12 protein-coding genes and 1 tRNA gene are annotated in these 13,784 nt (G+C 44.8%); 9 read left to right on the top strand and 4 right to left on the bottom strand.

From position 1 onward, the window contains the following. Positions 1-141: 141 nt before the first annotated feature. Both NSS82_RS22175 and NSS82_RS22170 read right to left on the bottom strand, forming a co-directional pair. The gene (locus NSS82_RS22175; protein ID WP_076273559.1) at positions 142-369 is read right to left on the bottom strand and encodes a hypothetical protein; all 228 of its coding nucleotides are present in this window, start codon (positions 367-369) and stop codon (positions 142-144) included. Positions 370-655: 286 nt separating this feature from the next. Next, positions 656-808: a hypothetical protein gene (locus tag NSS82_RS22170; RefSeq protein ID WP_178944285.1), complete on the bottom strand. Its 153-nt coding sequence runs from the start codon at positions 806-808 to the stop codon at positions 656-658. A 220-nt stretch (positions 809-1,028) separates the two neighbouring features. On the opposite strand from NSS82_RS22170, the gene NSS82_RS22165 reads away from it, so the two are divergent. From NSS82_RS22165 to NSS82_RS22155, 3 genes are all read left to right on the top strand, one after another. Beyond that, on the top strand, positions 1,029-1,208 hold the full coding sequence (locus NSS82_RS22165; protein ID WP_341109898.1) for a hypothetical protein: 180 nt from the start codon (positions 1,029-1,031) through the stop codon (positions 1,206-1,208). 255 nt (positions 1,209-1,463) lie between these two features. Continuing rightward, entirely contained in the window at positions 1,464-3,428 is a 1,965-nt protein-coding gene (locus NSS82_RS22160) for a WG repeat-containing protein (RefSeq protein WP_076273561.1), read from the top strand. 304 nt (positions 3,429-3,732) lie between these two features. Then, the gene (locus tag NSS82_RS22155; RefSeq protein ID WP_036685704.1) at positions 3,733-4,449 is read left to right on the top strand and encodes a CAP domain-containing protein; all 717 of its coding nucleotides are present in this window, start codon (positions 3,733-3,735) and stop codon (positions 4,447-4,449) included. A 133-nt stretch (positions 4,450-4,582) separates the two neighbouring features. On the opposite strand, the gene NSS82_RS22150 is transcribed toward NSS82_RS22155, so the two are convergent. Continuing rightward, positions 4,583-4,655 (bottom strand) — tRNA-Lys (locus tag NSS82_RS22150). Between the two features lie 239 nt (positions 4,656-4,894). Between NSS82_RS22150 and NSS82_RS22145 the strand changes: the two genes are divergently transcribed. The 6 genes from NSS82_RS22145 to NSS82_RS22120 all read left to right on the top strand — a co-directional run bounded on the left by NSS82_RS22145 (position 4,895) and on the right by NSS82_RS22120 (position 13,195). Then, positions 4,895-5,734, top strand: a complete 840-nt coding sequence (locus tag NSS82_RS22145; protein ID WP_051491403.1) for a GDSL-type esterase/lipase family protein — start codon at positions 4,895-4,897, stop codon at positions 5,732-5,734. A 102-nt stretch (positions 5,735-5,836) separates the two neighbouring features. Further along, positions 5,837-6,817: an ABC transporter ATP-binding protein gene (locus NSS82_RS22140; RefSeq protein WP_036685707.1), complete on the top strand. Its 981-nt coding sequence runs from the start codon at positions 5,837-5,839 to the stop codon at positions 6,815-6,817. Further along, positions 6,810-7,799 carry an ABC transporter permease gene (locus tag NSS82_RS22135; RefSeq protein ID WP_036685819.1) on the top strand — a complete coding sequence of 330 codons (990 nt, stop codon included), beginning with the start codon at positions 6,810-6,812 and terminating at the stop codon, positions 7,797-7,799. The genes NSS82_RS22140 and NSS82_RS22135 overlap by 8 nt, the downstream gene beginning before the upstream one ends. A gap of 169 nt (positions 7,800-7,968) precedes the next feature. After that, the gene (gene parE / locus NSS82_RS22130; protein ID WP_036685709.1) at positions 7,969-9,951 is read left to right on the top strand and encodes a DNA topoisomerase IV subunit B; all 1,983 of its coding nucleotides are present in this window, start codon (positions 7,969-7,971) and stop codon (positions 9,949-9,951) included. A gap of 178 nt (positions 9,952-10,129) precedes the next feature. After that, positions 10,130-12,571, top strand: coding sequence for a DNA gyrase subunit A (gene gyrA / locus NSS82_RS22125; protein ID WP_036685712.1), 2,442 nt, complete (start codon positions 10,130-10,132; stop codon positions 12,569-12,571). A gap of 192 nt (positions 12,572-12,763) precedes the next feature. Next, the gene (locus NSS82_RS22120) at positions 12,764-13,195 is read left to right on the top strand and encodes a MarR family winged helix-turn-helix transcriptional regulator (protein WP_076273562.1); all 432 of its coding nucleotides are present in this window, start codon (positions 12,764-12,766) and stop codon (positions 13,193-13,195) included. A 355-nt stretch (positions 13,196-13,550) separates the two neighbouring features. Here the strand turns inward: NSS82_RS22120 and NSS82_RS22115 are convergent, their stop codons facing one another. Next, positions 13,551-13,694, bottom strand: a complete 144-nt coding sequence (locus NSS82_RS22115) for a hypothetical protein (protein WP_178944286.1) — start codon at positions 13,692-13,694, stop codon at positions 13,551-13,553. Positions 13,695-13,784: the final 90 nt, after the last annotated feature.

Below are 13,784 nucleotides of genomic sequence, written 5' to 3'. Positions count from 1 at the left end.
GCAATTTAAAAGTACCAATTCACAAGTACCAATTCACAAGTACTTAACGTCGCCCCCTTGCTCCTCGCATAGAAAAACTACGCACGAGCACGAAAACTACCCACCATAACTATGTATGAAAAACTACCCACAAAAACTGGTTTAATTAGTTGGGGATAAACCACTTCCGCTCCCACTAGTACCATTGGCACCACCATCAACTACGCCAATAATATCAATTACACCAATAATGCCACTAGCAGCACTGCTAACTATAGCGCTGCTAACTAAAGTACTACTAACTACGGTACTGCCAACCACAGCACTGTCAACCACAGGACTGTCAACCAAAACACCACTAACTAAAGTACTACCAACTTCACACAACACCAAAAATACCCACTAAGATGCGACCACGACCAAATAGCGTCGTCACCACCAACACACAGATCAACAATGGCTACTACCAACATGAAACAAACACACCACAAAAACTACCCGCGAAAATGTAACCACAACTAAACAGCGCCAGCAATTCTAAAATCAAAATCAACATCAACATCAACATCAACATCAACATTATTTACCACCACCAACTACAATCAACATTGCCACCCCTGCTCCATCAAAGCTAATATTGCACCAATAAGATTTACTCCACCCAATAGTTGCACCTTCACCGCCACGGAACATCTACAGCATCATTACCATCACCAATTAATGTCATCAACACAAACACGGCTATCACACTCCACTCAACATTATCAGCATGAACACAGCAATCACGGCCACAAATCAATATCAGCAGCAATAACACGACCATCGCCATCAGGAGCACCACGAAAACACATCATATTCATCATAGCTCCCCAACAATATCAACAAACTAATATTAGTAACAGAACAGAAGCACCATGAGGCGAAAGAACGGTATAAATCCCGTAGGATTGGCTGAAACGAGCTACGTGAGGCGAATGAACGGTAAAAATCCCGCAGAATTGGCTGAAATGAGCGACGTGGGGTGAAAGAACGGTAAAAATCCCGCAGAATTGACTGAAACGAGCTATGTGAGGCGAAAGAACGGTATAAATCCCGTAGAATTGGCTGAAACGAGCTACGTGTGGCGAATGAACGGTAAAAATCCCGCAGAATTGGCTGAAACGAGCTACGTGTGGCGAATGAACGGTAAAAATCCCGCAGAATTGACTGAAATGAGCTATGTGGGGTGAAAGAACGGTATAAATCCCGCAGAATTGGCTGAAACGAGCTACGTGAGGCGAATGAAAGGTACAAATCCCGCAGAATTAGCTGAAATGATATACAGAGGAGGAAAGAGAGGCAAAAATGCCCTAGAATACGCCTACCCCCTCTGCGGATTCCCCACCAAAGCTCCTCTCCCCCCAACCCCAAAGATCAAAAAGCACATAAACCAACGTTCTCCCATATTCTATAGGCAAATGCCTTTGTTAAAGGGGAGCGACTGGATGTTAAGGATTAGGTTGAATGAGCTGGGGAAAGGGAATGACAATGGTCTGATACAGGCGGATGTATGGAAATGGGATGGCATTGGCTGGAACGAATATATTACTCAGCAGGATGAGGATTTCATACGCACGGAAGAGGAGTTATTTGTCACGATTCCGGCAGAAGCGGGATTATATCGTGTAGATTACTCTAATAAGCCTTTTGAGGCGCCATACTTATTGCCGGAGTGGGTGGGGGACGATCTGCGGACCACGGGTCTGCATCCGGCTCCGTTTAATCTCAAAGAGGGCACACTTTGGGGATATATTAATGACGAAGGCCGTGTTCAGATTGAACCTCGGTACGAATATGCTGAGGATTTTCAAAAGAACGGTCTTGCTGTAGTTCAGCGAAAAAATAGCAGCGGGCTCATTGACAGCACTGGAAGAGAACGAGTGAAGCCGATCTATTCCTTTATTGCGCCTTTTTCGGAAGAGCGCGCGGTCGTGTCGGATGCCAAGGGGTACACTTTTATTGATGAAAAAGGCAAAGAAGTGACGTCCGCCCGGTATGATTATCTGAACTCATTACATGAGGGGCGTGCACTATTTTCAAAACAAAATACAACCGGTGGCCAATCGCTATATGGATATGTGGACGCGCAAGGTAAAGAGGTGCTGCCCGCGATTTATGTGGATGCCAATGATTTTATGAACGGCGTGGCTTTGGTTAAAATCAAAGAAGGAGAGTATGCGCTCATCGATCCGGCTGGGAACATCCTGCATACTTACAACCATCCTTTTGTAGGAAGTCCGGGAGAAGGTTTACTCGCCTATCAAGCGACTGAAAACGGTAAATATGGCTATTTAAATACGGATGGTTCTGTAGCTATTCAGCCGCAATTCACCTCTGCTTTACCTTTTTCAGAGGGACGTGCGGTGGTGAATACCGCTGAGAATTATGGCAACGCCTACGGGCTGATTGATAAACAAGGGAAAATGATCATCCCGGCAAAATATTATGAAGTATTGCAGCTAGGTGAAGGCAGAGTAGCCATAGGAACGCCTGTATTCCCCAGCCAGCCTTATCGCGGATCACGTTACGTAATTGCAGATGCGGAAACGGGAGCGGTCCTGAGCAATCACACCCTGCTTGGCGTGAACAATTATCAGGAAGGCTTGGCGTCTGTATTTGATGCTAAAGATACCTATTTTATCGATAGAAGTGGAAAAAAGGCAGCCCAGCCTCCAGTTATTCCAGGTGCAGGAACACTCACCCTTAGCGGACGTTTGATAAGAGCAGATGTAGATCAACGCACCTCTTATTATGATCGGCAGGGAAAGCAGGTTTGGCGCCAAAATGGAGTCATTCCGCTGAGACCTCCCTATTCCGTAGTGGAGAAGAAATACAAACCGAACAGGGATTATCTGGTGTATTATCCGGTCGTTGAAGGGATTGCCAGTGCAGAAGTTTCGCGAGAGGTTAACGATAAGCTGCGCAAGCTATCCCTTGCTGAAGACGTTGGGAGTGGAGGGGTTTCCCAGGACTTTAGTTATAATGGTGATTTTTCAGTCTCTTTCTTCCGTAAAAACCTGCTGGTGCTGGAGCTGACCGGTTATCGTTTTCCTTTTGGAGCAGCACATGGAATGCCTACCAAAATCTATCCGCATATTAATTTGCGCAGCGGCAGGTTCTATAAGCTGGGAGATTTGTTCAAGCCGGGCAGCAGATATGTGGAGAAGCTCAGTAAAATTGTGGGCAAACAGATCGAGAACGATCCACAATATTCATATGTTTTTCCGGATACGTATAAAGGAATTACCTCGGATCAGCCCTTCTTTGTGGATAATGAAGCGTTGTATCTGTATTTCGCACCTTATGAGATCGCTCCGTATTCTGCAGGTTTTCCAACCTTCCGGATTCCTTATGCGGAGATCATGGGATTGATCTCTACGGAGGGCGAGTTCTGGCAGTCGTTTCATTAATCGACAGGTATCCATAGGTTTGCTGAAGTTGCCGTCCTTTCGGGGAGGGCGACTTTTTTTGTGCTTTCTTTCGCGAATAATAGATGAATTGGTATTTTTAGGCAGGGAAACAGCGAAAGAAAGCGAATGTATCTAGGAATCAGAAATCTTACAGTCAAGACTATTATATGTAAAAAATTAGAAGCGCACATTTGAGAGATTTATGCTACAATGACTGAGGAACAAATTACAACTTTGTAACATTTGTAGATGGTCACTCTAGGCAGAAGCATATATTACACGCAAGAAAAAAGGAGATGGCAGATTGAAGAACAAGACATTAAAAGCAATCATCGGTGGTAGTGTGGCAGCTGTTATGGCACTTAGTATTTCTCTTCCATTGGAAGCAAATGCGGCATCGAATGAATCGACAGTAACAATAAAAGGCACAAGTTATGAGCAAATATTACAATATTTTAAACAAGCTAATCTTGAGGGATTCCCTTTTTCGAATAGCACAATCGTGGTAACTAAGCCGCAAACTGGAACAGTACCAAACAAAGACAACACGACCACAACTACAACTACAAAACCGGTTACAAAGCCAGCAGACACAACTACTGTAACTAAGCCGACAGATAATACAACTACAACAGGTGCTGTGAGCAATAAAGGAACCTATGTTCAGCAAATCGTAACGCTGGTAAACAAAGAACGTGCAGCAGCTGGATTGTCACCTGTAGCTGGATTGGATAGCCTGCACAAAGTTGCCGCTACAAAAGCTACGGATATGCGTTCGAACAACTATTTTTCACATACTTCACCTACGTATGGTTCACCATTTGATATGATGAAATCCTTTGGCATCACTTATAAAGCCGCAGGCGAGAACATCGCAATGGGACAAAAAACACCAGAAGAAGTTATGAAGGCATGGATGAATAGTCCAGGTCACCGCGCTAATATTTTGAATGCTAACTTCAATTATATCGGTGTAGGTTATGATAATAATTACTGGGTTCAAGAGTTTATTGGTAAATAATACGAGTAGATGCTTCAGGAAGAAATCGTTCTCCGATGTAAGTCGGGGAGCGGTTTTTTTTGTGTGGTGAAGATCAAAAATGCAACAAAAAAAGAAGCAAGGAACTTGTCCTTACTTCTTCTGTCTAGCTCTATGGGTTATGCAGGGGTCGAACCTGCGACCTGCCGATTAAGAGTCGGCTGCTCTACCAGCTAAGCTAATAACCCGTAATGTCTAAAGAGTCAACGGGAAATATTATATAATGGCATTAATTAAAAAGCCAGTATTTTTTTATTTTCAAAAAAGTCCACACTCGCTCCTCGGCATAAACACTGTAACAGCGGGATTTATTTCTTTGCTAGACATTTGCAAAACTTCTATGGAAGAATTATGTTTATGTAACATAGTTAAGATCTTTGTAAATTGTGGAACAATACATAATAGAACGGCATACGGAGGGATAGCTTTGAAGGATTCGAAATGGACATGGCGCAGCGTCAGCTTGATTTCCATAGTAACAACTATAGTTTTGATGGTTGGTTTAGTTTATGCGGTTAAAGATATTATCTATCCGGTCGGAGAGGTTACCGAGAGCAGCTTGCCTCAGCAAACAGCCGCACCGGTGACGGAGACTGTCAAGCTCCTCAAAATTGTTGCGCTCGGGGATTCGCTTACCAAGGGGACTGGTGATAACACCGGAGAAGGGTTTGTTAAGCGTACGGTTACTGGTTTATCTGCAAAAGGTGTCACAGTAGACTTTTTAGGTAATATGGGGATTAACGGGTTGACTACTGCGGGGCTGTTAAGCAAACTGAACGAAGATGGTGTGGAGTATGCCTTGCGCATGTCGAATGTTGTTTTGCTATCCGTCGGAGGAAATGATCTGTTTAAGGATTCGGATATTCTTGAGAATAATGGGGCGCAGCAAGGAAACACAACTTCATCAACCTCTGAGCAGGAGCTGACTCCAGAGTCTTTATTAGCCGCTCTGCCAGAAGCAGCAGCTAGGCTGGAGAAGATTCTCGATAAAATCTCACAGATCAATCCAAATGCGCAAATTTACTATATGGGGCTGTATAATCCCTTTGGCGATATTCCAGAATTACTGGTACCAGGCAATCAAGCGGTAACGAAGTGGAATAATACGGCAATGGATATTATTAATAAGCATAGCAACATGACCTTGGTTCCTACGTTTGACTTGTTTAACAGACATTTGGACAAGTATCTATCCACCGATCATTTTCATCCTAATGGTGATGGCTATCAGCGAATCGGAGAACGGTTCATACAGGCTGTGCAGTAGTATATAGGTGAGTGTTAAATTTTGCAGTAAGATCATGTAGGTAAATGCCCTTTGAGCAAGTACAAACCGAGAAAATGACAGTCACAAGGAGCTAAATTAAATATGACAAAAGCGAATAGTGAAGACTCCGGCACAGTCGTCTTGTCTGTGGACGGGGTACGTAAAAAAATAGGACGGAAATGGATAATAGATGATGTTACTTTCGATGTGAGAAAAGGGGAGATTTTCGGCTTTCTCGGCCCTAACGGCGCTGGGAAGACGACCACGATCCGCATGCTTGTGGATTTGATTCGTCCTACTGAGGGCAAGATTACAGTATGTGGGTACAATGTGAACCGAAATCCGGAAAAAGCATTGCAATATGTAGGCTCTATCGTTGAGAATCCTGAGGTATATACCTATTTGACCGGGTGGGAGAATTTGCAGCATTTTGCCCGGATGCAGCCTGGTGTAGACAATGAACGTATTAGCGAAGTGGTAGATATTGTTCGATTAGATCAGCGGATACATGATAAGGTAAGTACATACTCGCTTGGGATGAGACAACGATTAGGCATTGCGCAGGCACTGTTGGGACGTCCACGGCTGCTTATTTTGGACGAGCCGACGAATGGACTTGACCCTAAAGGTATTAAGGAGCTGCGAGAATTCATTCGCAAGCTGGCGGATGAAGGGCTGGCGGTGTTCGTATCGAGCCATTTGCTAAGCGAAATTCAACTTCTTTGCGACCGTGTAGCGATAATTAGTAAAGGGCGTGTATTGGCTGTTGGTGCGGTAGATGAGCTGATCGCTCGTAATTCGCCGTATGTACTTTGGGAGCTGGAGCCTTTTGCTGAGGCTCGGGAAATGCTGGCTGATCGTTCAGATATTCAGATTCAGAAACTAGAAGACGTCACATTAGATGACTCAATTATTGCAGGGATGGGCCCCAATTCTTTAATAACGATCATGGATCAGGATCTGATCCCCGAGATTGTGGCCGTAATGGTTACTGCTGAAATCGAGGTGAGGGCTGTGCATAAAATTAATCCGACACTGGAACAGCTATTCTTGAAACTAACGGAGGGTGAGAATGTTGAGTAACTTGCTTCCGCTAATCCGTAATGAGTGCTTGAAGATTATAAAAAAGAAACGGTTTTATGTTATACTGCTGATTCTGATTGTACTGGTGCCTATGTTCACCTATGCACAGATGCGTTCAGCCGAACGGAGCCGGGAGAAGTTTAATTCCGATTGGCGGCTTGAGATCCAGCAGCAGATTATCGATAATCAAAATTCACTGGGAAGTGACCGGATTCCAGAGGAATGGAAGACTTATCGGCGAATATTTGTACAACAGCTTCAGTATTATCTTCACCATGACGTTAATCCGAATGAACCTAGCGGGGTTACCTTTACCCGTGAATTTATGGATAATTCGGTTACATTATTTATTCCGTTGCTTATTATGGCGGTGGCCTCAGATTTGGTCTCGGCCGAAAGGACAACTGGAACTATCAAAATGCTGTTGACTAGGCCGGTCAAGCGCTGGAAGGTGCTTTTTAGCAAAATGACAGCACTGCTAATGTTTGTCTCGCTTATCGTACTTTCCACATTTGCAATCAGCTACTTTATCTCTGGTCTCGCCTTTGGTTTTAAAGGCTTTAACATTCCTGTTTTCACAGGCTTTAAAATAAGTGGTGATTCGCTAGATATGTCTACTGTACATGCAGTGCCTCAGTGGAAATATATGCTTATGCAAGGTGGTTTGATTTGGTTCGTCAGCGTAGTGGTTGCACTGCTCGCATTCATGATCTCGGTGCTTGTTCGCAGTACTGCCGCGAGTATAGTAGTTATGATGGCCGCGCTGATTGCAGGTAGTATACTGACCAATATGGCCTCTGCCTGGACAACAGCGAAATATTTATTTATGGTAAATCTTGGACTGACCAGCTATTTGTCTGGTACTCCCGCCCCCATTGAAGGGATGTCCTTGTCATTTTCCATGGCTGTGCTGGCTGTATGGGGAGCCGCTTCGGTGATCATTTCATTCGCCGTCTTTACGAAAAGGGATATTTTGAATTAGAATGAACAAAGTGACCAAAACGTTTGTTTGCATTTCTTAGAAATATAGGAGAGTATAATTTCACGTTATATTCTATCCTTAGGTTTTTGGCAGTAACGGATACCGTTCTTAACAAAAAGGACGGCCAAGCCGTTTCTTCTTAGTATAGAGAAAAGAAGGAGGAGCATGAATGCTCGAACAGATCGATATGTTTGCTGAAGTTTCTAATAACGGCGAGAATGGCCGTACTGGATACGATGCTGACGACATTCAAGTGCTCGAGGGTCTGGTTGCAGTACGCAAACGACCTGGCATGTATATCGGCAGTACGAGTTCTTCAGGACTACATCATTTAGTATGGGAAATCGTAGATAATGCCGTAGATGAGCATTTAGCCAAGTATTGTACAAAGATTGACATACTGCTTCGCAAGGATGGCTCGGTAACCGTTAGCGATAATGGACGGGGGATCCCGACTGGAATGCATAAGACAGGGGTACCTACACCGCAAGTTGTATTTACAATTTTGCATGCGGGCGGTAAGTTTGGTGGATCGGGTTATAAAAAATCAGGCGGTTTGCATGGCGTAGGGGCTTCTGTCACAAACGCTTTGTCTGAATGGCTCGAAGTAGAAATTTATCGTGAGGGCAAAATCCATCGTCAGCGGTTTGAGTACTGGGTGGACAAGAAGGGCAAAGAGCATGTCGGCGAACCTGTAACTGGTCTTGAAATCTTGGGTAACACCAATAAAACTGGTTCGAAAATTACTTTCAAGCCAGATATTCGTGTCTTCCCAAATGGAATTGCTCTGAATTATGACACGCTGGCAGAGCGGGTTCAGGAGATTGCTTTTCTGAATTCCGGTCTGCGTATTACACTGCAAGATGAGCGGAGCAACCGTCAGGATGAATTCTTTTATGAAGGTGGAGCCAGTCAATTTGTGCAGTTCCTCAACGAAGGTAAGGATGTTCTCCATGATGTTATTCATTTCAGTGCAGAAAAGGATGATATCGAGGTAGAAGTAGCTCTTCAATACAACGGAGGCTACACAGAAACCTTGGCTTCCTTCGTAAACTCCATTCCAACTCGCAGCGGGGGCACACATGAGACCGGCTTTAAAACTGCGTACACTCGTGTATTAAATGAATATGCCCGCCGCACGCAATTGCTTAAAGAAAAGGATAAAAACCTGGAAGGTAATGATCTGCGGGAAGGCATGATGGCTGTCATTAGTGTAAAAATGTCCGAGGTTGAATTTGTTGGACAGACAAAGGATCAGCTTGGCAGTGCTTCCGCCCGTAGTGCAGTAGATTATATTGTTTCTGAAAATATGGCGCGTTTCTTGGAAGAAAATCCACAAGTTGCGCAGAGCCTGCTGAAGAAATCGATTCAAGCGTCGAAAGCCCGGGAAGCGGCACGTAAAGCCCGCGATGAGATCCGCACAGGCAAGAAACGCAGCGAAAGCTCGAATCTTGGCGGTAAGCTGTCTCCTGCACAATCAAAGGACGTTACACGTACGGAGCTGTTCATCGTGGAAGGTGATTCCGCGGGTGGTTCGGCTAAGCAAGGCCGTGACTCTAAGATTCAAGCGATATTGCCGCTAAAAGGTAAACCGATGAATCCGGAGAAGGCTAAGCTGCTGGACATCCTGAAGAACGACGAGTATAAAGCAATTATTTCTACGATAGGCGCTGGAATTGGTCCGGATTTCACTGTCGAAGACAGCAATTATTCCAAAATTATCATTATGACCGATGCCGATACCGATGGAGCGCATATTCAGGTGCTGCTGCTGACATTTTTCTATCGTTATATGAAGCCTTTATTAGATGCAGGTAAGGTCTTTATTGCTCAGCCTCCACTTTATAAGTTGACCCGCAAAACGGGTAAGCTGGAGACCGTAAGGTATGCATGGAGTGATGAAGAGCTGCAAAATTACTTAAAGGAATTCGGCAAAAACTTCGAGCTTCAGCGTTATAAAGGGTTGGGTGAGATGAACCCCGATCAGCTGTGGGAGACAACGATGAATCCAGAGTCGCGTACGCTGCTTCAGGTACAGATTGAGGATGCCGCTAAGGCGGAGCGCCGTGTTTCAACACTTATGGGTGACAAAGTCGATCCACGTAAACGCTGGATTGTTGAAAATGTCGATTTCACCGAAATTGTAGAGTAATGTCAGTGCTGCAAGTGACGATAATCCCGATTTTCTAAGAGTTTGGTGATTTATGGGACCTAGAAGATTTTTGGAACTGTAGGAGCGATAGTGCCCGGAATTCCAAAAATCCCTGAAGTACCCGAGAATCACCACACTATTTTAAAACGGGCAGTTTGAGGAACAGAAGGTGAGCAAAGTGAGTAGTTTATCAGAACAATTTTTGCCGGCATTTCTGGAAGAGGTCGTCGGTGACCGCTTTGGTCGGTATTCCAAATATATTATTCAGGACCGGGCAATCCCCGATGTCCGTGATGGACTTAAACCCGTGCAGCGCCGGATTCTTTACGCGATGTACGACTCCGGCAACACACCTGACAAGCCATACCGCAAGTCAGCCAAAACCGTCGGAGATGTAATGGGTAATTACCATCCACATGGTGACTCCTCTATTTACGATGGTATGGTACGTATGGCACAGCCTTGGAAGATGGGGCATGTGCTAGTTGACGGTCACGGCAACTGGGGCTCCATGGACGATGACCCAGCTGCGGCAATGCGTTATACAGAAGCACGGCTGTCTCCCATTGCAATGGAGATGATGCGTGATATCGAGAAGCGGACCGTCTTGTTTAAAGATAACTTTGACAATACCGCCAAAGAGCCTGTTGTGGTTCCTTCCCGGTATCCGAATCTGCTCGTAAATGGCACGAGTGGGATTTCTGCGGGTTTTGCTACTGAAATTCCGCCACATAATCTGCGTGAAGTAATTGACGCTTGTATCGCAGTGATGCAGAAGCCAAATATTGAGCTGGAAGAAATTATGACCTTTATGAAAGGTCCGGATTTCCCTACAGGCGGCACGATCATGGGCGGAGACGGCATCATGGATGCTTACCGCACAGGTAAAGGCCGTATTTACCTGCGCTCCAAGACAGAGATTGAGAATATGCGGGGCGGTAAGCAGCAAATAGTGATTACGGAAGTTCCATTCCAGATTGTAAAATCACGGCTGGTTACTTCCATGGAGAATATTCGGCTGGAGAAAAAGATCGATGGCATTGCCGAGGTTCGTGATGAGAGCGGCCGTGAGGGATTGCGGATTGTAGTCGAACTCAAAAAAGAGGCTGATGCTCAAGGCGTGTTGGCCTATCTGCTCAAAAAAACCGATCTTCAAATTACCTATAACTTCAATATGGTTGCTATTGTTAACAAAGCGCCTCAGCAGCTTGGTCTAAAAGCCATCCTGGAAGCTTATATCGCGCATCAGCGTGAAGTTGTGACTCATCGCACCCAGTTCGATCTGGAACGCGCAGAAGACCGTGCTCATGTCTTAGAGGGCTTAGTTAAAGCACTGAACATTCTGGATGAGGTTATCGCTGCGATCAAAGCGTCGAAAAACCGTCAGGATGCTCAGAACAATCTCGTATGGATGTTCGGCTTCAGTGAACGCCAAGCCGATTCGATCCTTACTTTGCAATTGTATCGTCTGACCAATCTGGAGATCACTTCACTCCAGAAAGAGTTAGATGAAATGATGGCAAAGATTACACATCTGCGCGGCATTTTGGAAAGCGACAAAAAGCTAGTTTCTGTAATCCGTAAGGAACTGCTGGAGATTCGCGACAAATACGGCATTGATCGCCGTTCTCTGATCCAAGGCGAAGTAGAGGAGCTCAAGGTTAGCCTTGAAGCTCTGGTCAACGCGGAGGATGTGCTAGTTGCTCTTTCAGCAGATGGTTATATTAAGCGGACTGGTATGCTTTCCTTCACCCGTTCAGGTGGGGAGCGTCATACCTCAGGCGTCAAAGAAGGCGACCATATCGTCAGGCTGCTGGATGTGAATACCCGTGACAGTCTGCTGGTATTTACCCGCAAGGGGCAATACTTCTTGCTTCCTGTGCACCAGATTCCGGAGTTTAAATGGAAAGAGCCTGGTACAGCGATTGTGAATGTCATTGGATTGTCTAAAGGAGATGGAATCGTTAGTGTGATTCCGGTTAATAATCTAGATGATCCGCAGCAAAGTCTTGTGTTCGTCACCCGTCGGGGTCAGGTGAAGCGTACAGAGCTCAAGGAATACTCTACAAGCCGTTCTGGAGCTGTAGCGGCCTGTAAGGTAGCCGAGGGTGATGAGATCATTACAGTGGCTTCCAGTACGAATGACAAGGACATTGTGCTGGTTACCCGTGAGGGAATGAGTATCCGATTCCATGAGAATGAGGTTAACCCTATGGGTCGCGTTGCATCTGGTGTAAGAGGAATTCAGCTGCGCGAGGGCGACGAGGTGATTTCCTGCTTCTGGGTCAGCGAAGATGAAGGCGAAATCCTTGCTATTTCTGATATTGGTTATGCGAAACGTTCATTACTTGTGGATTATCCATCACAAAGCCGTGGTGGCAAAGGAATGCCAACCTTCGAATTCAAGGAAGGCAAACGAATACGTCCAAATGGCAGCAGGTTAGCAGGGGCTTTCTATTGCAAGGAGCCATTAGAACTGAATGCTGTTACTCGTGAGAATGCCCACCATACGTTCTCCTCTGAATCAGCGCCGCTGGGCGAGCGTCGTTCTACAGGCAAACAGATTGTAGCTGTGGAGAAAAAGGATGAGATCATAAATCTTTTCCCATCAGTTCATTAAAACTAGCGATTAACAAGTGATTTTATAACGGCGTTTAGTCCGCTCTTTTGGAGGGTTGACTAAGCGTCGTTTTTTATTTTTTTATGCTGAAGGTCCGGCAGATTTATTTTTTCTTCTTTTGCAGGAAATGGAAGTTGTTTCGCGAAAATGTAGATATACCGGATAGAACCGCGAGGAAAGGAAGGAATAAGTGTGCATGCTTCTGAATTCAGTAAAATTTGGCATAAGATTTTAAAAGATTATAAATTACATATGGACAGTAATCTTGCTCCAACGCTGACGGATGCCCAACTTACTGTACTTGAACTGCTTCAGGAACGCGACGCGATGAAGCCTTCTGATCTGGCTCCACATTTGGCGACCAGTCCTGCAGCGGTTACGATGTTACTTGATCGGATGGAGAAGCATGAGCTTATTGTGCGGGAAAGAGATGCTTCGGACCGGCGGATTGTATGGGTGAGCATAACGGAGACTGGAAAGGAAGAAGCTGCACGTGGTCTAAAGATCCGCAGTGATTTTTTTGCGGAAGCGCTTGATCCGATCTCCTCTCATAACCAACAGTTACTGCTCTACTTAATGGGCAAAATGGTTGTTACAACTACACCGGAGGGTTCTACACCTTGAAGCAAATAGCTTTGCTGTATCACTAGTGCATTTAGAGTATGTAGAAGCATTTAGAGTGTTAGAAGTATTTAGAGTATTTAGAGTATGTAGAAGCATTTAGAGTGTTTTAGAGCAATTAGAGGCACCTAGATGCATCTAGATGCATTTAGTTGTATTTTGTACAGCTATTGTTTGCTAATTACTCGATTGATGAAATATAACTGTATTTTATACAACTATTTTCTTGATTTACTTCTCTTTTTGCAGTTTCCCTGATTTTTAATTGTAAAAAGTACACTTAAAATCCGATCTACTGCTTTTTATTCGGAATAAGTGTATAGAATGCAGTTATCTTACTTTTCATTTCAGATTCCATCTAGGATCCACTGCTGAACCACTGCTGAACCACTGCTGAACCACTGCTGAACCACTGCTGATCCTCAGCTAAACTGAGCGGGTTACCGTTAGCTAAGTTCAGGCTGGAAGGGATGTTTAATCTCGAAAGGATGTTTAATCTCAAAGGGATCTTCAATGCCCGGCTAGAATAATCGGACTAAGCATATTCTGCGGAGCTAGGAAGAACACTCCAGCGTGGACCCTATTCCCATAG

This window comes from Paenibacillus sp. FSL H7-0735, from assembly GCF_038008505.1.
GTDB lineage: Bacteria > Bacillota > Bacilli > Paenibacillales > Paenibacillaceae > Paenibacillus_AQ > Paenibacillus_AQ odorifer.
The sequence above is the reverse complement of the archived record's forward strand: the minus strand, read 5'-3'. Positions and strand labels throughout refer to the sequence as shown.